Below are 23,753 nucleotides of genomic sequence, written 5' to 3'. Positions count from 1 at the left end.
CACATTTCTACTCACAAGGGGTTGATGAGTCCTAGCGAAATCAGGTCGTCGAGCGGTTCACTGATACTGCAGGTCCCGAACGACAGGAATGCGCGGTCGGTGTCGATCGCGGCGACTTCTTTCGCCACGACATCGGGATCCCGGATCGCGAGGATGCGTTCGAGATCACGAACTGAACTACCGTCGGCCGCGGCCTGAGCTGCAAGCAGCACATTCAGATAGCCGTGCTGCTCGAAACCGTTGTCCGCGGCGGTGTTCCGGATCGCGTGATGAAGCCCTGCGGTGGCTTTGAACCGAACACCACGACGGGAGGCCTCGGCAATGCCCGCCGCCAGTTCCGCCTCGTCCGGATACAGGTCCGCTGTGACGCCTCCCGTGCGGAACTTCGCCCGGTAACCGCGCCGCTCGACGGCGTCGAAGATGTCGTGTCGGCGATCGTCGCGGGGGATCTCGACGTAGACGTCGACGTTGTCGGCGACGGTGCGCAGTGCAGTCAGGTCGGTGCCGTCCGGAATTGCGACCTCGACGGCTACGACCGAAACGCCTGGGATCGACTGCGCTGCTTCGAGTCCTGCAGCGACGCTCGACGGGCCTCCAGGAGCGGTCAACGACAGGTCGATCTTCTTGGGCGTCAGCTCATGTAGTCGCGGGATCGGGAAGACGAACGGCCCGACGAGATGTGCGTAGGCTGCGTCGCGGTAGCCGAGGTGCTGCGGCACCGCGTGGCCCAGAGGTGCGTTGCCGGGCGGGAACAGGGCTGCGTCGTCGCACAGTCCGTGGAAGAGCTCCGGTATCGAGGATGCGGTCACGACGCAGGTCCTCGCCCAGCCCAGCTCCAGGCATAAGCCGGGTCTTCGCAGGCGAGCGCGCCCTCGCCGAGTTCGAGGGGGCGGAACGTGTCGACCATGACGGCGAGTTCGTCGAAGAACTCGGCGCCGATACTACGTTCGTACGCGCCGGGCTGGGGACCATGAGCATGTCCGCCAGGATGGATGGAGATCGAGCCCTGCCCGATGCCCGAGCCCTTACGGGCTTCGTAGTCGCCGCCGACGTAGAACATGATCTCGTCGGAGTCGACATTGGAGTGGTAGTACGGCACCGGAATCGACAGCGGGTGGTAGTCGACCTTGCGCGGCACGAAGTTGCAGATGACGAAATTGTCGCCCTCGAACGCCTGGTGCGCAGGCGGGGGCTGGTGCACACGACCGGTGATGGGTTCGTAGTCGGAGATGTTGAACGTGTACGGATACAGGCATCCGTCCCAGCCGACGACGTCGAACGGGTGGTTCGGATACACGTAGCGGGTGCCGACGATTCCAGTGGATCCACGGTGTTTGACGAGGACCTCGACATCTGTGCCCTCGGCAAGCAAAGGGGCGGCCGGACCGTGAAGGTCACGCTCGCAGAACGGTGCGTTCTCCAGGAGCTGGCCGAACTTCGACAGGTACCGCTTGGGCGGGACGATGTGGCTGTTCGCCTCCATCGCGTAAGCGCGTATCTCGCCGTCGGGGACCCAGCGATGCGTCGTCGCGCGGGGGATCAGTACGTAGTCGCCTTGGCGTGCCTGCAGTGCGCCGAACACGGTTTCGACTGTAGCGCTGCCGGATTCGACATAGACCATCTCGTCGCCGGTCGAATTACGGTACAGCGGCGACGGCTTCGTGGCGACGACGTACGAGATTCGGACGTCACCGTTTCCGAGGATCAGTCGGCGGCCGTCGACCACGTCGGTCTCTGCGACGACGTCCGGCGGGAACAGATCGTGCAGCTTCAGGTGTCGTGGTTTTAGTGGGTGATTCGGCGTCGTCGACTGGTCGGGTAACTCCCAGACGGTCGCGTCGACGATCGCCGATGGGATGTGGCGGTGATAGAGCAGCGACGAATCCGAGGAGAAGCCCTCCTCGCCCATCAACTCTTCGTAGTACAAGCCTCCGTCGGGTGTCCGGTGCTGAGTGTGACGCTTCGGCGGTACCGAGCCGAGTTGCCGGTAGTAGGCCACGAGATCTCCTAGATGTGTCCTGAGCTGATAGTAAACACATTAACTAGTTTGGAGTGATCTGTGCAACCCTGGCCGTCAATTGCGCCCGCGAACGTCGAACTGGCTGCGGTTGGTGATCAGCTTGTTCAGCAGCATGACGAGAATCCGCTGCTCGGGTTCGGTGAGGACGCTTGCCCACGCCTGTTCGCGCTCGTTCTGTTCGGCGAAGGACTCGACCATGCGGGTGTGTCCGTCGTCGGTGAGGGCGAGTCGGACCGATCGGCCGTCGACCTGGTCGGGTGTCCTGACGAGCAACCCGTCGGCAATGAGTGTCTTGGACAGGTTGGATACCGCGGCTCGGCTCATTCCGCTCAGTTCGGCCGCGCGCTTCGGTTCGATCGGTCCGGCGAGCCAGGTCACGAAGAGCAGGCGGAACGAGGACCACGACCAGCCGCGCGGCCGATGGATCGAGGATTCGAGGTCGTAGGTGACGATGTTCGACGCGCGGTTGAGCGTCAGGAGTACTTCGGTTGCCAGTTGATGTTCGAAGCCGTACTCGCCCGCGAGCTTGGAGTTGGCTGCGGCGATGAACGACCAGAAGTCGGGTTCGTCGGAATCGGTCACGTCAGTAACCCTAACGACCGTGCTAGACAATAAATGTATGTATCAAATATCGTCGCGGGACACCGTTCGGCAGGCGACACGCCAACTGCCGTTCTCGTGGACTACTCGGTCGTGGACCACGGTGAAGCGTACGAGTCGAGTGGCGCCACCTCGAGGAGTCGCCATGATCTGCAGATAGCAGTCCACGTCCAGTGAGCCGTCCTGGCGATCGTCGACGGAGAGATTCGTGATCACATGGCGGCGCTTTTCCCGTGCGGCAGTGGCATCGGCGAAGAACTGCTCCGCAAACGCCGTCAGCGCGGCCGTGCCGACTGCGGGCTGCGGGTAGCTCGGTGAATCGAATACCCCGTCCTGGGTGAACGTGCGCGCCCATTCGTCCGCGCGTCCCGAGTCGATCGCATGACTTTGGCGGCCGTAGAGATGTTGTATCGCAGTAGCAGTCTCCGCGTCGATCATGAAGCTCCCTCAGCCGTGCGATAAACGCACATAATGTGCGATTCGTAGTCGCGAGAGTATGTCGGTCGCTCGAGTAGGGTCAAGTCAGATTTCCGCCGCCGGCGACGAGCAAGGGGAGTGACGTTGACGCTGCTGATCCATCGTGCGACACGCACGAGTGTTCTCGCGTCCGCTCTGGCCGATGTTCTGGCCACGCCGTTGTCGGATCCGTTCGCGGCCGAGGTCGTCTCCGTCCCCGCACGTGGTGTCGAGCGGTGGTTGACGCAGCGGCTGTCGGTTTCCCTCGGCGGTGACGGGGGCGACGGCGTTGCCGCCAACATCGAGTTCCCCTCTCCGGCAAAGCTCGTCGACGAAGCCCTGGCAGATGCTGCGGGCTTCGACCCGGTGGACGACGCGTGGTCGACGGATCGAGTTCTCTGGGCGACCCTCGCGGTCCTCGACGAGTCGATGGACCAGCCGTGGTGCGCGGTGGTGGCGCACCACCTCGGGCACGGTGCCGACGACCATCGCGCCGGACGTCGGTGGTCCACGGCGGCCCATCTGGCGGGTCTGTTTCGCACCTACGGAGCGGACCGGCCGCTCATGCTCGTCGACTGGCAGCGCGGCGTCGACAGTGACGGACTCGGTGGCGACCTGCCGGAGGATCTGCGCTGGCAAGCCGAGCTGTGGCGCGCGGTCCGTGAACGTATCGGCACGCCGAGTCCGGCGGAACGGCTCTCGGAAAGCTGTGACGTCGTGCGGAGCCGTCCCGATCTTCTCCGGCTTCCGGACCGATTGTCGATCTTCGGCGCTACTCGTCTGACGACCGATCAACTGCAGGTGGTCGCAGCCATTTCAGCGCATCGAGACGTGCACTTCTGGCTTCCGCATCCCAGTCGTGCGCTGTGGGACGAGAGGGCGCGGTCGAATTCCATCGTCAAGCGTGCGGACGACCGATCGATCCTGACGATCGATCACCCGCTGCTCGCCAGCCTGTCCCGGGACGTCCGAGAGCTCCAGTCGAGACTCCTTGCTCTGGACGCTAGGATCGTCGATCGCGCCGAGGAAGAATCCTTCGAAGTACCCACCCTGCTCGGACGTGTCCAAGCCGATATCGAAGCTGCACGCGCGCCGGTGCATTCGGCGACACCCGACGGAACCATCGCCGTGCACGCGTGCCATGGCGCGGCCAGGCAGGTGGAGGTCCTCCGCGAGGTGTTGCTCCACGCCTTCGAGGAGGATCCGACACTCGAACCGCGTGACGTGGTGGTGATGTGTCCGGACGTCGAGACCTACGCACCGTTGATCAGAGCGACGTTCGGACTGGGTTCGCTGGATCATCCCGGGCACTCGCTCAGGGTGCGCCTCGCCGACCGCAGTCTCCGTCAGACCAACCCGATGCTGTCCGTCGTGGCGACAGTGCTCGATCTCGCCGTCGGGCGGATCACCGCGAGCGAAGTTCTCGACTTGCTTGCCGCCGAACCCGTTCGACGGCAGTTCTCGCTCACCGACGACGATCTGGAACGACTCCGCGAGTGGACGCAGGTGGCTGGCGCACGTTGGGGCCTGAACTCCCGGCAGCGACGCGACGTCGGCTTGGACGACTTCACCGAGAACACGTTCTTCGCCGCCGTCGATCGACTGCTTCTGGGAGTATCGGCCGACGAAACCGCGCACCACTGGCTCGGACGTGCCCTGCCCGTCGACGACGTCGACGGCAGCGACATCGATCTGACCGGGCGTCTGGCGGAATTCATCGACCGCCTTGCCAGCGTCGTACGCGACATGCAGGGAACCTCCACCACGTCCGAGTGGCGTCGTGCCCTGGTTCGAGCACTCGACCTCCTCGCCGACGTGGCACCGGCCGACGCGTGGCAGCGAGCGCAGGCACTGCGTGAGATCGCGGCCGCCACACGTCACGGCGATGCGGCACCGCTCCGGCTCGCCGACGTCCGGGCCATGCTCGCCCGAGCGCTCGCAGGCCGCCCGTCTCGAACGAATTTCAGGACGGGCGAGCTGACGGTGTGCACCATGGTTCCGATGCGTTCGGTTCCGCATCGGGTGGTAGTACTTCTCGGCCTCGACGACGAAGTGTTCCCCCGCACGGGCGGCATGGACGGGGACGACGTGCTCGCCAGGGATCCAGCACCTGGTGAACGGGACGTCCGCAGCGAGGACCGTCAGTTGCTGCTCGACGCGGTGATGTCCGCCGGGCAGAAATTGTTGCTGTTCTACACCGGCGCCGACCCCGTGAACGGATCCACCAAACCTCCGGCGATACCGCTGAGCGAGCTGCTCGACGTCGTACGCACCACCGCAGGCGCCGACGTGGTCCGCCGACATCCGTTGCAGCCGTTCGATGCGCCAAACTTCGATGCCGAGAATCCGTTCAGCTTCGACGCCGTGTCGTTGAAGGGTGCGCTCGCCGCCCAGAAGGACAGCGTCCCCGCCGACGAGTTCCTGCCGAGTCGCCTGCCGGCCCGCACGCCGACCGATGTCGCGCTCGCCGACCTGGTGTCGTTCTTCGAGAACCCGATTGCGGGTTTCCTGAAGCAACGCCTCGGTGTGCGGATTCCCGAGACCGACGACGACATCGCCGATTCGCTCGACATCACCCTCGACGGCCTTCAGCGGTGGGAAGTCGGGGACCGGATGTTGAACGAGATGCTCTCCGGTACCGAGCTGGACGACTTCCGTGCGGCGGAAATGCGTCGTGGAACGTTGCCGCCCTTCGAATTCGGAGCCCGGTCCCTGAGAGACATCGTCACCGGCGTCGACACTCTCTACGAGGCCTCGCGAGAGATACACCTCGTTCCTCCCCGCGTGGTGGACATCTCGGTGGACCTCGGCGGTGGACGCAGGCTCACCGGGACGGTCACCGGAATTCACGGTGACGTCATCGCGCGCACGTCGTACTCCAAGCTCGCTCCCAAGCACCGGATCGCTGCGTGGATCAGACTTCTGGCCGTTGCTGCGCAGGACGGTTCGCGTCCCTGGCTGGCCGTGACGACAGGCCGCGGGATGGGATATCACCCGATGCGATCGACGATGAACGCGCCGACCGACGCTCTCGCGGTGTTGGCGGAGTTGGTTGCGCTGCGCGACACGGGCCTCGACGCACCACTGCCGATCGGGCCCATCGCGTCGTCGGTCTACGCGGAGAGGAGAACGGCGGGACTGCCTGCCGAGGACGCGTGGAAGGACGCGAGCGACAAATGGTCCGACAGGTTCGGTGACCACACCGACCGCAGTATCGCGTACGTACTGGGCCCCTCCGCGCCCCTCGCGGCTCTGACCCGAGGCCACTGGAACGAGTTCCCCTCCGGCGCAGGTGCCGAGAAGACGATGTTCGAATCGCTCGCCGGGGTGGTCTGGCGCCCACTACTGGCGAACGAGGAGGTACGGCGACCATGACGGACTTCGACCTCTACGGTCCGCTCCCCACCGGCACCACAGTGCTGGAAGCCAGTGCGGGCACCGGAAAGACCTACGCGATAGTCGGATTGGCCACGCGCTACGTCGCCGAGGGCTTGTGCGACATCTCGCAACTGCTACTCGTCACGTTCTCCCGAGCCGCCACGCGGGAACTGCGTGATCGAACCCGCGCGCGGTTCGCCTCGGTGGCAGCACAACTCGCGTTGCCCGGTCCGCACGACGACGGCCTGGTGGCCTTTCTGGCCGACACCACCGACGAGGAAGTTCTGGCGAGACGGCAGCGTCTGCTGCAGGCACTGTCCGAGTTCGACTCCGGCACCATTGCGACGACGCACAGCTTCTGCCAGCGGATGCTCGACAGTCTGGGCATCGCGGGGGAGAACGAGCCGGACGCCGTGCTGGTGGAGAACGTCGAGGACCTGACGATGGAGGTCGTCGACGACACCTTCCTTCGTCGCTACGCCAAGGTCGCGGACCGTGATCCGCCGATGACGCTCACGGAGGCACGCGAGCTTGCGCGAAAGGCCATCGCCGACAGGCAGTCTGTCCTGGCACCCGAGACGGATGTCGATCCTGCCGTCGGACATCGAGTGTCGTTCGCCGAGGAGGTACGCACCGAGGTCGGCCGACGCAAGCGGATCGCAGGAATCCGAGACTTCGACGATCTGCTGGAGCTACTGCACGGGGTCTTGGCGGATCCTGAGCTCGGCGAATTCGCGTGCGCACGTGTCCGTGAACAGTTTCAGGTCGTCCTCGTGGACGAATTCCAGGACACCGACCCGTGGCAGTGGGGAATCCTGGCCCGCGCCTTCCACGGAAACTCGACGCTGCTTCTCGTCGGAGACCCGAAACAAGCGATCTATGCGTTCCGCGGCGCCGAGGTGTTCAGTTACCTGGACGCGGTGTCCGTTGCCGATCACCGGCTCGAGCTGACCACCAACTGGCGAAGCGACGCGGGCCTGCTCGCGGCACTGGAACACGTGTACGGCGGCGCTGCGCTGGGCCACGAGGGCATCGTCGCTCACCGGGTCGGCGCCACGCACGAGTACTCCAGGCTCAGCCACGGCGAGCCGCTCCAGGTGAGGTACCTCCCACGCACGGGTGCGGGCCCGTTGAACCGGTCCGGATTCCCTGCTGTCGACAGAGTGCGAGGCATCGTCGCCGCCGATCTCGCCGCGGACATCGCCGAGTTGATCGCCGGCGGCACGACCATTCGACTGAACGGCGTGGAACGGCAGGTCGAACCAGGAGACATCGCGGTCCTCGTCCGATACAACGCGCAAGTTCCGCTCGTTCGTGACGCTCTCGATCGGGTAGGCGTTCCGTCGGTGCTGACCGGGGGATCCTCGGTGTTCGAAACGCCCGCGGCAACGCAGTGGCTGTGGCTGCTTCAAGCGATGGAACAACCTCACCGAGCCGATCGCGTCCGGATGGCTGCGCTCACACCGTTGCTGGGTCGTACGGCAGAGCAGCTCGACGCCGGTGCCGACGACATCGTCGCCGGGCTGAGCAGCAGCCTACGAGAATACGGAAACCTCTTCGGTCGAGCGGGATTCGCGGCCATGTTCGAGAAGCTGAGCGGAGACACGGCATTGGAGGCGCGCCTCCTGGCACTCGATTCGGGGGAGCGCGCGCTGACCGACATTCGCCACGTCGCACAGCTGTTGAACAAGGCGGCCGTCGAAGACCTGCTCGGCGCAACCGAACTCGTCCGGTGGCTGACCGAGCGCATCAGCCATCCGCATGCGGTGAACACCGGTGAACGCAGCCGCCGACTGGACAGCGAGGCTGCAGCAGTGCAGATCGCAACGATCCACGCGACCAAGGGACTGGAGTTTCCGGTCGTGTACGTGCCGTTCGCGTGGCACGCGACATCGCCGCAGAAGCCCGCGACGCTGGTCTACCACGACGACGAACACCGACGAATCCTCGACGTCGGTGGTGGGCGCGGTCAGGGGTGGGGTGCGAGAAAAGCACTGTCCGACAAGGAACAGGCAGGCGAGGAGCTACGCCTGCTGTACGTGGCGCTCACGAGAGCCCAGTGCCGAGTCGTCCTGTGGTGGGCGCCTGCGATCACGACGGCCGGGTCACCGCTGCACCGAGTGCTGTTCGGCCGAATGCCGGGAACGGCGGAACTGGAGCCGAGACCGAAGGTGCTCGACGACGCTGCCGCCGCGAACCGGCTGGAATCATGGGCAGGGGCCGCGAACGGGACAGTCGCGGTCGAACCGGCCGAACGCCGCGATGCGCGTGCGCCGGTCGACTCGACGCCCCGTGTGCAGCCGGCGCTCGGCGCAGCGGTCTTCGGACGCTCGCTCGACATGCTCTGGCGCCGCACGTCCTACTCCGCCATGACCGCGGCGGCCCACGAGGGGCCAGGAGTGCGCAGCGAGCCCGAGCAACCGGGGATCGAAGACGAACCCGACGAGCCTGCGTCGGGTCCGGTGGTCGGACCAGACGACGACATGCAGGGCATCCCGTCCCCGATGAACGGTTTGCCCGCCGGAGCGGCATTCGGAACCCTGGTGCACGAGATTCTCGAGCACCTGGACACGTCCGCCAATGACGTGGAGGCCGAGCTGCTGAGCCGATGCACCGACGCGATCGAGGAGAACGTCGCGGACATCGAGCCGCAGGCGCTGGCCGACGCGTTGCTACCGGTATTGCGCACACCCCTGGGTTTCGGAACCCTGGAGGATATTGCACCGTCGGATCACTTGGCGGAGCTGAACTTCGAACTTCCTCTCGCGGGCGGTGACAACCCGACCGCGCAGGTCGTGACCATCCGGGGCATCGCTCGGCTCCTTCGCAGCCATCTGCCCGCGGACGACGTCCTGGCCTCGTATGCCGACCGTCTCGAAGCCCTCGAATCACCGCCGCTGCGGGGGTATCTGACCGGAAGCATCGACTCGGTCCTGCGTGTTCACGAAGCAGACCGGACGCGCTACGTCGTCGTCGACTACAAGACCAACAGAATCACCAGTGGTGACCTCACCGTCGAACACTTCACTCGCGAGCGCATGGCCCAGGAGATGATGCGCTCGCACTACCCGCTGCAGGCATTGTTGTATGCCGTTGCGCTGCACCGGTATTTGCGCTGGCGTCAACCGAACTACGACCCCCGCACCCACCTCGGCGGTGTGCAGTATCTTTTCGTGCGCGGCATGGCAGGCCCGCACACACCGGCCGGCTGCGGAGTCTTCGACTGGTACCCGCCACCGGCACTGGTCACCGACGTGTCCGATCTTCTCGCGGGACACGATCCGAGATCCGGTCGACCAGGAGGTCCGTTGTGACCGATGCGTCGTTGGTGAAGCGAGCGGACGGGCTGCTGAAGACGTTCAACGAGGTCGGCGTTCTGGCTCCGGCCGATGTTCACGTCGCCCTCCGGCTCGGTGCGCTCGGCGGAGAATCCGATCCGAATGTTCTGTTCGCCGCTGCTCTTGCGGTCCGGGCTGTGCGGTCGGGGTCGGTGTGTCTGGATCTGCGGAGGTTGAGGGACGTGACCGTCGACGAGGAGTCCGACGTCGACCTCGGTTCGTTGCCGTGGCCGGAGCTCGGGGATGTGTTGGCTGCGTTGCGGGCCAGTCCGTTGGTGACGGGAGGAGATCGCGGGCCGTTGGTCCCACTGCGTCTCGTCGACACCGACGACGGTGAACTGCTGTACCTGGATCGGTATCACCTGCAGGAGCGCACGATTCGGACGGTTCTGGAGACACGCGAATCGTCGAGGCCCGATGTGGACGTCGACGAGGTGAGGTCGCTGCTGCACGAGCTGTTCCTCGACGAGAACGGGCAGCCGACGATGGCCCCGGATCGGCAGAGGATCGCGGCGGCACTGGCTGCCACACAGTGGACAACAGTCATCGCGGGTGGCCCCGGCACGGGCAAGACGCACACGGTGGCCCGGGTGCTGGCGATGTTCTCTCGACAGTTCGGTCCGGGGATTCGGATCGGCCTCGCTGCTCCCACCGGCAAAGCGGCGGCGCGGCTCCAGGAATCGGTGACCGAACAGTCTGCAGCCCTCGGGCTTCCGCCGGGAATCACTGCCATGACGGTGCACCGGTTGCTGGGTTGGCAGCGGGGGAGCAAGAGCAGGTTTCGTCACAACGCAACCAATCGCCTGCCGTACGACGTCATCGTCGTCGACGAGACGTCGATGGTGTCGCTGACCATGATGTGCAGGCTGCTCGAAGCCGTTCGTCCGGAGACCCGGCTCGTGCTCGTCGGTGACCCGGATCAGCTGACGTCCGTCGATGCCGGTGCCGTCCTCGCGGACCTGGTGGCTCGTCCGATCCGAAGCATTGCTGCTGCCGACGGCGGACATTCGGACGGACGGCACGCCTCGCCGCTGACCGCGTTGATCGAGGACGACCTCGACGCCGTCAGCGATCCGCACGAGGCCGCGTTGTCGGCGAAGGAACGGGCCCGTCTGGCAGGCGGGGTCGTGCGGTTGAGCCGAGGCCGACGGTTCGGCGGTGCCATCGCGGAACTTGCCGTCGATGTTCGCGACGGGCGAGCGGACGACGCAATCGCGTTGCTGAAGGACAGACCGGACGAGCTCTCCTTTCATTCACCGTCGGAGCTGTCCGAACTTCAGGCGGATGTTCTGTCCACCGCCGCGTCGGTGACGGACGCAGCCCGCGCCGGTGACGCATCCACGGCCTTGGCGGAGCTGGAATCGCACCGACTTCTGTGCGCACACCGTCAGGGCCCGTACGGGGTGCAGACGTGGGCGCGCCGAGCAATGGACTGGGTGGGCGAGTCGTCCGGCACCTTTCTCGATCCTTCGCGCTGGTACCCGGGCCAGCCGTTGCTCGTCACCGCGAACGACCACGACGCACGCATCTACAACGGCGACACGGGAGTGGTGATCGATACCGGAGGGGGCGCGTTGATGGCCGCGTTCCAGCGGGGACGCACGCCTCTGTTGGTGCATCCGAATGTGCTGTCGTCGGTGCAAACGGTGTACGCGATGACCATTCACCGCAGCCAGGGCAGCCAGTACGACACCGTGTCCGTGCTGTTGCCCGCGGAAGCCTCGTCACTGCTGACGCGTGAACTGCTGTACACGGCCATCACGCGAGCACGGAAACATGTGCGGATCATCGGTACCGAGGACGCATTGCGCGCCGGCGTGGAACGTCAGGTGCTACGAGCCAGCGGACTTCGCCGGACGATCGTCGAGTGACGACGCGGAGCCGAGGTGGCGACGCAGACTGACTGCGGTGTCCGACCACGACCGCGCCTGTTGTTCCCAGACGCGCGCCCGAGCCGGCGTACCCCGGCGACGGAGCTCGAACGCCCGAGCGGTTGCCCGGTCGGCGTGCACGCCCGCAGTGGCAGCCAGTTCGTCCAACCGGTCGGCGCCGCAGAGGGACGCCACCGTCACACTGTCCAACGGACCGCCGGCGAGCTCGCAGAACGTGTGCAGTGATCGGAGGCCCTCCGGCACTTCGGTGGACGCCTGCCGTTCGGTGGATGCTGCCGCGACGGGGTGTGGCTCGTGAGCAAGCGCTACCGGTCCGCCGGCGCCGTCGGCCAGACCGACCGTCCACGCACTGAGGAACGACGGATGGGGCACGTCCCACACTTCGCGGAACGTGGCAACCGCGACCGTGGCGAGCAGATCCGCCTCGTCCCGCGGTCCGTCGACGGTGAAGTCCATCACCGTGCCGTCGAGCATCGGCTTCCCGGCCTCCGACCAGCCGAGACCGTGCAGGCGCCGATCGGCGGCCGTCATGTCGACGTCGTCGGGGTACAGGTAGGACGGCAACGACGCGACGCCGACGATGACGTCTCCGTCGATCGCCACGAGGTCCACATACGGCCGCTGGCCTCGTTGTCCATGAGATGCCTGGGCCGAGGTGATGGTGACGTAGCTTCCCGTGGGCATCGCCGCGACATGAGCGGTGAGGTTCTTCTCGAACCGCTGCCACGCACCCGCGACATCGGCATCGAACACCCCGGCATCGAACACCCCGGCATCGAAAGCACCGGCATCGAACGGACCGTGCTCGATACCACCCTGCTCGGTAGACACATGCGCTCCTTCGTCGAACCGGATTCTCGAAGTTTCACCCGGCTGTAACCGCCGCCCTCGAAAGATATCGGCTGGGTCCGACAAAGTTGGTGAGGCACGAGTCAGAGAGAGTGAACGATCTCCTGCCACACGCCTGCTACCACGGAGTCCGTCGCGCCGGTCTGGGTGAACAGCACGGGGCAGTGGCCTCGTCGGTCGTAGAGTTCGATGGACGCTGTCGGGCCGCGTACGCCGGAGGTGACGGTGGCCCAGCATTCGGTGACGTGGGTCAGGTCCACCATCATGCGGCACAGTCCGGACGCGAGTGTCAGGTTGCCGCCGGTCATGCGTGCGGCGATGAGATGATCGTGATGTATCTGCATGCATCCCGCGCCCGCGGTGACCATCGTCATGGGAAGTTCGAGGTAGGCGAGGTGCTCGAGCGCGCCCGCGATTGCCGTCGGATCGATCTGCCGCGTGCCGAGCGAGGCCAACGCCGGAAGCGCAGCCTGCCGAGCCACGCCGCCGTCGGCGAGGATCGAGTCGAACTGTTGAATCTGGTCGGCGCCCTCCCACTCGGCGAGAGCGTCCGCGTCGGAGACAGGGGTGCGGGGTCGTGGCACCACCGCGTACGACGGCCGCGTGCGCACCGATCTCAGTGCCTCGAACGCCAACCTGTCCGATCGGGGCGTCAGATAGCTTGCGTGCGCCGCGAACCCGGTGGTGTCGAACATCCTCAAGGTCGGAGGGAGGTACTGATCGGGGTCGGTGGCAACCGCGGCGTGGAGGCGAGACATGTTCATACGCAGCGAGATTCGATTTTTCGCAGTTCGGATCGGTCCGCCGATCTCGGTGGGGACGTCGTAATGACCGACGTCGTTCATCACCGCCGGTCCCGAGACCGTGATGGCCACGGTCTCGTCGAGCAGGGGCAAGAACTCGGCAACTCCTGCGGCGCCGCCGCCGATCTGCTCGCCCGAGAAGTCCGGCTTGGTCAGCAGTGCGTCAAGGTCACTGATGGCGGCCGAGTCACCCGCGTCGGTGGGTGCTGCAGCCGCGCAACGGCATTCACTGTGGCGGCCGCAGGGTCTGCGTGAGCCGCTTGGCAGAGCCGGCGGGCCGGGGGTGGATGTGGGATCGTCGGACCGATCCCCATCCGAACTGGATGGCGCGGACATGGTGATACTCCTGAGGAAGTACTGCTGTGACGATTTTTTCGGCCCGCGAGGGGTCAGTAGACGTCGCGCAGGTAGCGCTTGGCGCGCTTGAGCTCGGACACGTAGTCCTCGGCCTGATCCGCGGAGCGTCCCCCGTGTTCGGCAATGACGTCGTGCAGCGCGGCGTCGACGTCCTTGGCCATACGAGTGGCGTCACCGCACACGTAGAAGTGACCGCCCTCCTCCAGCCACGCGTACAGCTCCTTGCCGTTCTCTCGCATGCGGTTCTGCACGTAGACCTTCTCGGTCTGATCGCGCGAGAAAGCCAGGTCGAGACGGGACAACACGCCGTCGCGAGACAGCGCGTTCAATTCGTCCTCGTAGATGAAATCCGACGCGCGGTGCTGATCACCGAAGAAGAGCCAGTTGCGGCCCGATGCGTTGCGCGCGCGCCGTTCGTGAAGGAACGCACGGAACGGCGCGATACCGGTACCGGGTCCGACCATGATGACCGGCGCGTCGTCGTCCGACGGTAGCCGGAACGATTTGTTCGCAGAGAGAAACACCCCCGCGCCGTCGCCCTCTCCGACACGGTCCGCGAGGAACGTCGAGCACACACCGCCGCGGTCACGTTCTGCGGAGCGGTACCGAACGCTGGCGACCGTCAGGTGGACGGTGCCCTCGTGCGCCAGCGGCGACGACGAGATCGAGTAGACACGATGCTGCAACGGGCGGAGCAGTTCGAGCAGCTCGGCGGGCTCGATCGTCAGCGCCGGATCGAGCGCGAGAACGTCGAGGACATCTTTGCCCCAGGTCCAGGCGTCGAGAGACTCGCGGTCACCCGTCTGGAGGACGTGCTGGAGTTCGTCGTCGCCCGATCGTTCGGCGATGGCCTCGATGAGGTCCATCGACGGCACGCCGATCTCGTAGGAATGCGTCAAGAGTTCGTCGAGACGCTGCTCGGAGCCCTTGACCGTGACCGTCGTGTCCGGGTCCACGCTGAGCCGCCCGATCAGTGCGTCGACGAGTTCCGGGTGGTTGACCGGCTTGACGCCCAGTCCGTCGCCTGCCTCGTACGTCAGGCCGCTGTCACCCAACGAGAACGCGTAGTGACGGACTTCCTTCGACGACTGCGGCCCGGAGAGAACGCGATTGGCGAGGACGGTGGCGCGGTACGGGTTCTTCCGGTTCCACGGTGACCGCTTGGAGGCACTTTTCGCGGGCTTCGCTGCAGGTGCTTCGGGCGGTGCAGATGCAGGAGCTCCGCCGCCGTCGACCGATGCGATGGAGGGGACTGCGCCGGCCAGCCATGCTGCGGCCGCGTCCTCGTAGTCGACGTCGCAATCCAGACGGTCGGCCGTCCGGGTCGCCCCGAGTGCTTCCAGTCGTGAGTCGATGTCTCGTCCCGCCTTACAGTATCCGTCGTAGCTCGTGTCGCCCAGTGCGAGGACCGCGAAGTACAGCCCTTCCAGTCTAGGTGCACTGTCGGCGGCAACAGCATCCCAGAATAGCTGGGCGTTGTCCGGCATCTCGCCTTCGCCGTATGTAGATGTCACAACGATCAGGCGACGCATGGCCGCCAACGCGTTCATGTCCACCGCGTCCAGCGACGCGACATGAGGGTCGAGCCCGTGCTGTCGGGCCAGGTCGGCGGCGTCCTGAGCGAGCGCTTCGGCGTTTCCGGTCTGGCTGCCGTACAGAATCTGCAGCGGGACCGCAGCGGCTACCGAGCCAGTGTCCGGCTGCACGGCGGAACCGGTGGGCATCGCCAGTCGTGAGTGGAGTCCCGCCAGAAAACCGGACAACCAGGCGCGCTGATCTCCGGTGAACGGCGCGTCCTCGGGAATGTAGGGAATGAGCACTGAACTTTCCGTCTCTCTCGTCAGGACACCAGGTCGGGGACGGATCGCACGGCGAACAATTCGTCGAAGTTCGGTAGCGATCCGAGCTTGGCGCGGTTCTTGGCGTCCTGGTAGATGATCCAGCCGTAGGTGGCCGGGCTGTCGGAACCGCGCACGTTTCTCGCGGTCAGGGCCTGCTTGTAGTCGTCGACGCGCTTGTGACCGACGAGGGCAGCCAACTGCTCGTCCTCGTACCCACCCAGCACGTCCTTCGCGTAGGCGGTCAGCCGGTGAACGAGCGCGAAGTCCTCGGTCAGCACGAGGTTTCGTGCTGCCTTGTGCACGGCCGGGTCGTCGATCGCGCTGGAACCGGGCACTCGGGTGAGCGCGACCTCGTGCGCGTAGTGCATCACCGTGTACTGGTTCAACAGCGCGTACACGGTGTCGGTATCGGTTTCGCCGTATCCCGGCACCGATCCGCCGAGCACCGGAGTGCCCTCTCGCAGGCTGAGCTTGTAGGACCGGACCTGCTGGGTTGCCAGCGAGCCCGCGAGCTCGTCGAGCAGCTCCTTCCGGGTTTTCGCGGCAAGGATCGCGTCGCTGTCCTGGTAGAGCAACAGCGCCCGCGGCGTCGCGTAGACGAAGCGATGCTGCTCCACCTCCCAGTTCTGCAGCAACCGTGTCGCGGAAGCCGACCCGGTGGCCTCGACGTGCCACTCGAGCAGCATTCGAACGGCGACGGTGTGAATGGCTGCCTGCTCGTCGTCCGCCGTGATGGATCCGAGGATCACCGAGTCGGCACTCGCACGGAGAGGCAACAGACGGTTTGGGTCGTACTGATAGAAGAATCCGCCGCTCATGCCGTTGCAGACACCCTTGCCGAACCCGCCGAGATTCAGAATGGCGCCGCCGGTCATGTACTCGGCCGCGAAGTCACCCACGCCTTCGACGACGGCGGTGGCTCCGGAGTTCCGCACGCCGAAGCGGTCGCCCGATTCACCTTCCACGAATGCGCGTCCACCGGTCGCGCCGAAGAGCGCGAAGTTTCCGATGAGAACGTTGCCGCCCGCTTCGGGTGATCCGCCGCCGGGCGAGCGGACGATCACCGTGCCGCCGTTCATGGACTTGCCGACTCCGTCGTTGCAGGTGCCGGTGTGATCCATGACGACTCCGTCGTTGCAGAAGGCGGCGAAGGAGAGGCCCGCCGCGCCGTACGTGGACACCAGGGCCGTGCCCGGCGCCAGGTATCGCCGGCCGCGGTCGTCGACGAGCACCGACGGCATGGCGTCGGTCACCGACGTCGGGAGTTCGTGGTTGAGAAGGCGTTCGATGTCGATGGACAGTTGCCCGCCGACGCTCTTGTTCAGGTTGCCCAGGTGCGTTCGGCCGCCGGGCGCGACCGTGCGTGCGCGGTCGTCGATCAGGGCGGTGCGGACTTCGGCCATCAGCATGTCGTCGATGCCGTATTCGCGTTCGAGGTAGACGGGGTCGGTGACGACGGATTCGGGAACGACGGTCAGCATCGAGTGCAGGTCCAGCTCACCCACCGTTGCCGCATGGTCGACGAGGTGCAGAAGATCGGTGCGGCCGCGGGCGTGCCGCAACGACGGCATACCCAGCTCGGCGAGCAACTCTCGGACTTCGTGCGCGATGTTGAGCAGGTACTGCGCCATCGATCGAGGGTCACCGTCGAACACCTCGGGATTGGTCGTCAATCCTGCTGGGCACTTGACGTTGCAATTCTTCGCCATGACGCAGCCCATCATCATCAGCGCCGTGGTGCCGAACTCGAAGCTGTCGCCACCGAGCAGCGCCGAGGTGACGACGTCACGACCGGTCTGGTGGGCTCCCGAACATCGGAGGATCACTTTCTGGCGAAGTCCGTTGGCGCACAGAGCCTGGTGCACTTCCGCGAGGCCGATCTCCGCGGCGCGTCCGGCGTACTTCAGGCTCGTGACGGATGCCGCCCCGGTTCCGCCGGTGTTGCCGGCGATGTTGATGACGTCCGCACCTGCTTTCGCCACGCCGACGGCGATGGTGCCGATCCCCTCGGACGAGACGAGCTTCACGATCACGCGTACGCGCGCGGCCTTGCAGTCGTGGATCAACTGCGCGAGGTCCTCGATCGAATACGTGTCGTGATGCGGTGGGGGAGACACAAGTTCGACGCCGGGTGTGCCGCTGCGGGCCGCGGCGATGTCGACGGTGACCTTGGGGGCAGGCAGCTGTCCGCCCTCGCCGGGTTTGGCGCCCTGACCGATCTTGATCTCGATTTCCTCGAGCATCGGATCGGCCAGATAGCCGGCCCAGATGCCGAAGCGTCCCGAGGCGAATTGTTTGATGCGAGAGGCGCGGACGGTCCCGTAGCGCGACAGATGCTCTCCGCCTTCGCCGCTGTTGGACATCGCGCCGACCATGTTGGTTCCGTGCGCGACGGCTTCGTGCGCATTGGCGTTGAGAGCCCCGTGACTCATCGCGCCCGACGCGAGCAACGGTGTGATCGCACTTGCCTTCTGCACCTCGGACAAGGGGATCGACGCAGGCGCCGCACCCAGTTTTCCGAGGAACAGCGACGCTCGGCCGCGGGAGGTCACGATCACCGTGTCCCCGTCGATGCGACTCGTGGCCTCGTCGCCGAAGAGAAGACCGAGACCATCACCGAGCAGATGCGCACGCGCAGGGTCGGTGCACGCAGGGTCGGTCCGCAGCGTCAGTGCGAACTCGGTGTCCGACACGGCGTCGACCTGCAGGCCGCGGACGGCAATGCCCGTGTTGCCCTCGATGTCGAAGCGGCCGAGCTCGAGCGCGAACTCCTGCGCCGACGAACAGTCCGACACGTCGGCCGGCGTGGCCAACACGTCGCGCAGTGCTGCCGGTCGACGCGAGCGCTCGTCGTGCATCGACCGTACGAACGACCGGTAGTCGCCCGTCACCTCGAACGCGTCGATCTGTTCGTCGGTCAACCGGTCGAAACTCGTCGACGCGTACGCCTCGGCGCCGAGACCGAACGCGTCACCCAGCCTGGTGATGGTCAGCAGCCGCAGTGCATCGGTCTGCGTCGCATCGGCTTCGGTACCGGCGAAGGCGATCTTCTCCTTGGTCATGTCGACGAACCCACGAACCGACGTGGCCCCGAACGAATGGCCTGCGCCGTCGGCGCGTTCCTTGAACAACCCCAGGTTCGGCAGGTCGCTCTCGCTCGCCGCGCTACGGGCGTGGGCATGCCAGTGCGCGACACCCGCGGCGATCGCGCGGAACCCGACGCCGCCCACCGGGGACTTCATGTTCGGGAACCACTGCGACAGAACGGGATCCGATGTGTCGAGGAAGTTCGGTTCGAAGAACTCACCGCCGATGTAGCTCTCCACGGTGCACAGTCCGACGCGTCCCATCGTCTTCATCAACGACTTCTCGGCCGCCTTCACGAACTTGGCGAACGCCACGTCCGGGTCGGCACCGAACTTGTCCTCGGCTCGCAACCGCACCGTCAGTGGATGAACCGCGGCAGCGCCGAACCCCAGCACGAGTGCGACATGGTGAGACGAGGAGATCTGGCCGCTCTCCACCACCAGCGACACCCGTAATCGGACACCCGCTGCGATCAACCGTTCGTTGACGAACGCCACGACGGCAATCACCGGGAGTGCAGCGTTGTCCCGAGTGATGTCTCGGTCGCTGAGCACGGCGATACCGCCGTCACGGGCGAACCGAACGACCGAATCGGCCAGCGAGTTCACGGCCTCCACGAGCGCGCGTTCGTTGGCCTCGCTGTCGGTGTCGATCGACCGGTACGTCAGGTCGAACCGTGCGACCGGGGTGTGCGGCTGTTCGGTGATCCGGCGCAGATCCGTGTGCGAGAGCAGGGGACTGGGCACGACGACCTGGCGGGAAACGGGGCCGCCGACATTAGGTTTCGGCCCCAGCGACACCCGAAGCGTCATTCCGTCGGCCTCGCGAATGCTGTCGAGCGGAGGGTTGGTCACCTGCGCGAATCGCTGCGAGAAGTACTTCGCCATCCCGCCTTCGCGGTCGGTGAGAGCGTTGATCGCGTTGCCGTATCCCATCGCCGAGACGCGTTCGACGCCGCTCGCCAGCATCGGATCCATCAGGAACTTGAAGCTTTCCTGATCCAGCGAATACGCGACGTAACGCTGATGACGTTCCAGATCGCCCGCATAGGCGTCGGCGACGGAGTCGGCGGCGTCCAGATCGTCGATGCCGACGCGCGCGGCTGCGAGCAGGGCGGTGTAATCGCGATCGGCAGCGAGCTTTTCGAAGGCTTCGCGGGTGTAGTAGGTGTGCTTGTCGCGGTGATCGAAGTAGATCATTCCGCCGGCTTCGACGCGACCACGATGCGTGATGGTCTCGGGTGGGAACCGAACCTGGCCGGCTTCGGAGAAGGCGCACAGGTAGTCGTTCGTTTCCACCGTCCGGAGGGGACGAAGTCCCAAGCGGTCCAGACGTGCGCCGATCACCGTGCCGTCGCCGAACACCACCGCAGCCGGTCCGTCGTTCTTCTCCTCGTACAGCGAGAAGTACTCGAACATCGCTCGGACCCGAGGCGAGAGCGTGTAGTCGTTCTCCCACGCCGGAGGCATCATCGACACGACGGCCGTGACCAGTTCCACGTTGTCCTCGACGACGCGGGCCTGCACGGTCTGGTCCAGGCGGCAACTGTCGGACTGGCCGGGCGGGCGCACGATGGCGCGACGCTTGGCGCTTGCCACCGCTGCTTCCGCGAGGCGATTCTTCTTGTCGGTGTTCAACTCTCCGTTGTGCGCCATGAACCGGAACGGCTGCGCCATGGTCGGATGTGGATCGGTGTTGGTGGAGAACCGGGTGTGGAAGAAGATCGTGTGGACCGAATGCTCCGGGTCGACGAGGTCGCAGAAATAAGGAATGACCTCGTCGGAGTTCAGCCGACCTTTGAGTACCTGCGTCCGGGCGCTGAGCGACAGCGGATACAGCCCGGCCAGTGTCGGGGTGGTGTACGCGATCGATTCGATGTGCAGCAGTGCCTCGTGAATCAGCCGATCGATGGCTGCGGGTTCGGGCCGGGGCCGAGGTACCTCCCAGATCCACTGACGAACGGGGCGTTGATATTTCACGGCCGCGGGACGAATGGCGTCGTTGTTCACCGGAACATCGCGGACAGTGAGCGGGGTGAATCCGCGATCGATCATGGCGCGGTGGATCAGTTCGACCGCTCGTGCATGCTGCGACTCGTCGTCGGGGAGAAAGAAGTTGCCCACAGCGAATCGGCCGAGTTCGAGAGTCGGACGGTCGGTGACGCGTCGAAAGAAGTCGACGGACAAGTCGAGGGACACACCGCCACCGTCGCCGACACCCTCGGCGGACATGCCACCTCGGTGCGGCACCGAGCACAGCGCCTCACGGGCCTTGATCAGCACGTCGTGGGACTGAACGCCGTCCTTGCGCGTGATGAAGCCGACCCCGCAGCTGTCGGAATCCAGCGACGGATCGTACAGACCGATGGACTTCTCGTGCATCTATCGACCCTCTCCCTGTCCGGGCGCAGGCGGGCGAAGAGTCGGATCCGCCGTGCGCAGAATCGACGGCGTGACGCCGTCAGGGCAGGGCGTCGCTGCTTCGATGAAGCGGCACCCGGAGAGGTCAGACTACTAAGATAAGGCTAGCCTTTGTCAATTCGCCTGGACAGCTCGATCATCACGGCCGCTCGAACGCTTCGATTCCGGCGTCGACGAATCGAAGCACGTAGCCCGACGCCACCGCGTCGGCGACCGCCTTGTCGTCGCCCGCACCGTCCGTCGGCCATCCGGCAGGATCGCTGCGGTTGACGACGATCCAGTCCGGTGCCTCGGTGTTCGTCGCGCGTTGCGGAAACACGGAGACGTCGTGCGTGGCGACGAACTGTGGAACCAGATTGTTCGACGCCGCGATCGTCCGATCTGCGGGAATGGCGTCGGAGATGGCGTGGGACGCGGTCACCTGTGGATCGGTCGACCACCCGTCGGCTGTCGCCAGGCGAGCCATGGGAAGAAACGGAAGGGCGACGATCGCGAACGCAGCCACGGCCGTGAAGATCGTGCGTTGCCCGCGCTCGGTGAGTTGCTCGTGCCTGCGGCACCGCACGACGGCGTCGATCAGGGCCGCGAAGACGACGACCATCAGGATCGCGTTGTAATGGAATATCGGCTTCCAGAAGTTGGTGTTGTCGCTGAGGAATCGCCACGCGACGGTGGGGACCGCGACCAGCAGGAGCGGCGAGCGCAGCGCAACGAACGCGGTCACGGCAAGGAGGAGGAAGGCAGTCGCTGCGCGTGAGTCACCTGCGACGACACCGTGGGCGGTATCGGCAATGCCCGACCCGAGGGGAGGCAACTTCGATCCCTGACCGTACGAGTCGTCGGCACTGAGCAGCGGGATGATCACCTTGACGGCGAGGACGACCCAGCCGAGGCCCCAGACGGCTGTGAGAGCTCCGAGCGCGCGGGTGCGTCCGGTGGTCCAGAATGCGACCAGACTGCCGATGACGGCAACCGTCAGACCCATGTCCTCCTTGACGAACACCAGCGGGAGCGCCCACGCCAAGGCCGGTAGCCATCGACGATTGCCCAGGGCGACGAGAGACATGGCCATCAGTGGCACGGCGAACGCGATTTCGTGGAAGTCGAAGTTCAGGGCGGCCTGCACACCCCAGGACAGGCCGTAGGCGAACGCCACCGCGATGCCTGTCGCCGTGCCGAACTCACGGACCGCCCACCTGGACAGCGGAACGACTGCCAGCGCGAACAGAACCGCCTGCGCGATCAGCAACGTCTCCGGCGACGGGAACAGGCGATAGACCGGTGCCAGCAGTGCGGTGATCGGGGAGAAGTGGTCGCCCAGGGTGTTGTAACCGGTGCCCAGGAGATCGGACGTCGGCGCCCGAAACTCGGCGTACGACGAGATCTGTTGCACGAAGATTCCGAGATCGAATCCGGACGTGCGGAGCTGTCGGTGGCCGAGCACGGACAACAGCGAGTACAGCGTCGCGAGTACCGCGAACGCCGTCACCGGGACGACGACGTCGGCTGTGGGCCGTGCACGCCGGATTCGCGTGTCCCGGGGTTCCTCGACCGATTCGGCCGCAGTGGGCGGGGAGATCTCGGTTGCAGTCACAGGAAATGCTGTCTACCCGACATTTCTTGGATCAACCTGAGAAGTGCAGGTGACAGCGCTCGGGCACGGTCGTTCGGTCACACTCGCCGTTTGCGCGGACGATTCGACGGGGGTTGAGAGGACAAGTGGTAGTACAGAGCGTCGGCGGTGTCCTCCACGACGACCTCCACGACGTCACCGACTTCGAGATAGTCGTCGACGGCAATGCGGTCCTTGGCGCCGATCACCGCCTTGACCGAACGCGCGGGGATGAGTCCCCGGCGACCGTCCGGTCCGACGGCCAACGCATACCTCGGACCGGTACGGGTGACTCGAGCAGAGATGATGGCCGAGTCCCTCGGGACCGGTTCGACGACGGCGCCCTTCGCGACGGCCGTCTGTGAATCGAGCTGCGCCGCGAGGTCGTCCGCCATCAAGTCGACCTGGAGGAGAAGCTCTGCCATCTGCCGGGCGTACTCGGTGTGCGCCTCCGTCGGCTTGAGAGCCTCACCTGGCTTGTACATGTCCTCGTGGGTGAGTTCACCCCAGGCGTCCTGCAGCCTCGTCTTGACCTGGACTTCGACGTTCACGATCAGATCACCCTGGTGGGTGGCGACGCGGATGACCAGAATCGCGTGGTAGGCGCGGTATCCACTCGGTTTGGGGAACGCGACGTAGTCGGTCGGGTTCCGGGCGAAGCGCACCGAGCATTCCGGGTCGGTGCACGCGCGTTCCAACGCGTCCACGAAGGCGTGAAGATCCCGCGGGCTCTTGCACAGAACCTTGATGCCGATCAGATCCGGCAGGGATTCCACGACCTCGTCGATGGTCCTCGGCTCGACGATCCGGCCTTCCGTGATCTTCCGCCGCAGTTTGTCGGCTGCCCGCACCGGATCCTTGATTCGGGCGGTCTGCGCATTGAGCCGATCTCGGTCGACGTTGTCGAGGATCTCGTCCGCGATGGTCTCCAGAAAATTCTGGGCCGTCACCAGCGCGGCCTGCCATGCCCGACGACGTTCGGCGTAGGCCTCGTCGACCAGATCGTCGATGTTCGTCGACGCTGTCACCGTCCGCGCCTCCGATCATGCCCCACGGGCTTTCCACACTTTATCTGCTTCTACAGGGGAACGAGCCGACCG

13 protein-coding genes are annotated in these 23,753 nt (G+C 65.5%); 3 read left to right on the top strand and 10 right to left on the bottom strand.

Annotated features, from left to right (window positions below; all coding sequences use genetic code 11):
* Nucleotides 1–11: 11 nt before the first annotated feature.
* The 4 genes from CH290_RS16000 to CH290_RS15985 form a co-directional block, all read right to left on the bottom strand.
* Nucleotides 12–809 carry a hypothetical protein gene (locus CH290_RS16000; protein WP_033187814.1) on the bottom strand — a complete coding sequence of 266 codons (798 nt, stop codon included), beginning with the start codon at nt 807–809 and terminating at the stop codon, nt 12–14.
* A complete protein-coding gene (locus tag CH290_RS15995) occupies nt 806–1,999 on the bottom strand; it encodes a homogentisate 1,2-dioxygenase (protein WP_033187813.1) in 1,194 nt (397 codons plus the stop codon). Before CH290_RS15995 ends, CH290_RS16000 begins: the two co-directional genes overlap by 4 nt.
* Nucleotides 2,000–2,074: 75 nt before the next feature.
* A complete protein-coding gene (locus tag CH290_RS15990) occupies nt 2,075–2,602 on the bottom strand; it encodes a MarR family winged helix-turn-helix transcriptional regulator (RefSeq protein ID WP_020113024.1) in 528 nt (175 codons plus the stop codon).
* 42 nt (nt 2,603–2,644) lie between these two features.
* Nucleotides 2,645–3,058, bottom strand: coding sequence for a nuclear transport factor 2 family protein (locus tag CH290_RS15985; protein ID WP_052082938.1), 414 nt, complete (start codon nt 3,056–3,058; stop codon nt 2,645–2,647).
* A 117-nt stretch (nt 3,059–3,175) separates the two neighbouring features.
* On the opposite strand from CH290_RS15985, the gene recC reads away from it, so the two are divergent.
* Genes recC through recD form a run of 3 tightly spaced genes read left to right on the top strand, consistent with a single transcriptional unit; the run spans nt 3,176 to nt 11,663 of the window.
* Nucleotides 3,176–6,451 (top strand): exodeoxyribonuclease V subunit gamma, encoded by a 3,276-nt coding sequence (recC, locus tag CH290_RS15980; RefSeq protein ID WP_080748561.1) that lies wholly within the window; start codon nt 3,176–3,178, stop codon nt 6,449–6,451.
* Nucleotides 6,448–9,768: a UvrD-helicase domain-containing protein gene (locus tag CH290_RS15975; RefSeq protein WP_033187812.1), complete on the top strand. Its 3,321-nt coding sequence runs from the start codon at nt 6,448–6,450 to the stop codon at nt 9,766–9,768. The genes recC and CH290_RS15975 overlap by 4 nt, the downstream gene beginning before the upstream one ends.
* Entirely contained in the window at nt 9,765–11,663 is a 1,899-nt protein-coding gene (gene recD / locus CH290_RS15970) for an exodeoxyribonuclease V subunit alpha (protein ID WP_033187811.1), read from the top strand. Before CH290_RS15975 ends, recD begins: the two co-directional genes overlap by 4 nt.
* Here recD and CH290_RS15965 read toward each other — a convergent pair.
* From CH290_RS15965 to CH290_RS15940, 6 genes are all read right to left on the bottom strand, one after another.
* Nucleotides 11,625–12,515 (bottom strand): TY-Chap domain-containing protein, encoded by an 891-nt coding sequence (locus CH290_RS15965; RefSeq protein ID WP_033187810.1) that lies wholly within the window; start codon nt 12,513–12,515, stop codon nt 11,625–11,627. The two genes, recD and CH290_RS15965, sit on opposite strands and share 39 nt — an antisense overlap.
* 101 nt (nt 12,516–12,616) lie before the next feature.
* A complete protein-coding gene (locus CH290_RS15960; RefSeq protein ID WP_020113030.1) occupies nt 12,617–13,672 on the bottom strand; it encodes a ChuX/HutX family heme-like substrate-binding protein in 1,056 nt (351 codons plus the stop codon).
* 53 nt (nt 13,673–13,725) lie between these two features.
* Nucleotides 13,726–15,513 (bottom strand): sulfite reductase subunit alpha, encoded by a 1,788-nt coding sequence (locus CH290_RS15955; RefSeq protein WP_020113031.1) that lies wholly within the window; start codon nt 15,511–15,513, stop codon nt 13,726–13,728.
* A 20-nt stretch (nt 15,514–15,533) separates the two neighbouring features.
* A complete protein-coding gene (locus CH290_RS15950) occupies nt 15,534–21,002 on the bottom strand; it encodes a glutamate synthase-related protein (RefSeq protein WP_033187809.1) in 5,469 nt (1,822 codons plus the stop codon).
* A gap of 178 nt (nt 21,003–21,180) precedes the next feature.
* Entirely contained in the window at nt 21,181–22,635 is a 1,455-nt protein-coding gene (locus CH290_RS15945; RefSeq protein WP_020113033.1) for a DUF2079 domain-containing protein, read from the bottom strand.
* Between the two features lie 77 nt (nt 22,636–22,712).
* Entirely contained in the window at nt 22,713–23,681 is a 969-nt protein-coding gene (locus CH290_RS15940; protein WP_019666676.1) for a GTP pyrophosphokinase, read from the bottom strand.
* Between the last annotated feature and the right edge of the window lie 72 nt (nt 23,682–23,753).

The sequence above is a fragment of the Rhodococcus sp. 06-156-4 genome (genome assembly GCF_002259345.1).
Taxonomy (GTDB): domain Bacteria; phylum Actinomycetota; class Actinomycetes; order Mycobacteriales; family Mycobacteriaceae; genus Rhodococcoides; species Rhodococcoides fascians_E.
The sequence above is the reverse complement of the archived record's forward strand: the minus strand, read 5'-3'. Positions and strand labels throughout refer to the sequence as shown.